Source organism: Streptococcus humanilactis (genome assembly GCF_019448275.1).
GTDB lineage: Bacteria > Bacillota > Bacilli > Lactobacillales > Streptococcaceae > Streptococcus > Streptococcus humanilactis.
Genome location: NZ_JAHXBZ010000019.1, coordinates 1 through 629, shown reverse-complemented (window position 1 = coordinate 629; position 629 = coordinate 1). Strand labels below are relative to the sequence as shown.

Below are 629 nucleotides of genomic sequence, written 5' to 3'. Positions count from 1 at the left end.
GTGCTTGCTGATGTAGACGCTACAGCGCTTGTGCTTGCTGATGTAGACGCTACGGCGCTTGTGCTTGCTGATGTAGAGGCTACTGCACTTGTTGACGCTGATGTAGAAGCTACAGCGCTAGTGCTTGCTGATGTAGACGCTACGGCACTTGTTGACGCTGATGTAGAGGCTACCGCGCTAGTACTTGCTGATGTAGAGGCTACAGCGCTTGTACTTGCTGATGTAGAGGCTACTGCGCTTGTGCTTGCTGATGTAGACGCTACGGCACTTGTTGACGCTGATGTAGAGGCTACAGCGCTTGTACTTGCTGATGTAGATGCTACAGCGCTTGTTGACGCTGATGTAGAGGCTACCGCACTGGTTGATGCTGATGTAGAGGCTACCGCACTTGTTGATGCTGATGTAGAGGCTACTGCGCTTGTGCTTGCTGATGTAGACGCTACGGCACTTGTTGACGCTGATGTAGAGGCTACAGCGCTTGTACTTGCTGATGTAGACGCTACGGCACTTGTTGATGCTGAGGTAGAGGCTACCGCGCTAGTACTTGCTGATGTAGAGGCTACCGCACTTGTTGATGCTGATGTAGAGGCTACTGCGCTTGTGCTTGCTGATGTAGATGCTACAGCGCT

At 52.1% G+C, this 629-nt stretch carries 1 pseudogene; it reads left to right on the top strand.

Annotated elements, in window-relative coordinates:
* Positions 1–629 (top strand): annotated as a pseudogene (locus tag KV696_RS09660) (adhesive domain-containing protein); the annotation flags it as partial.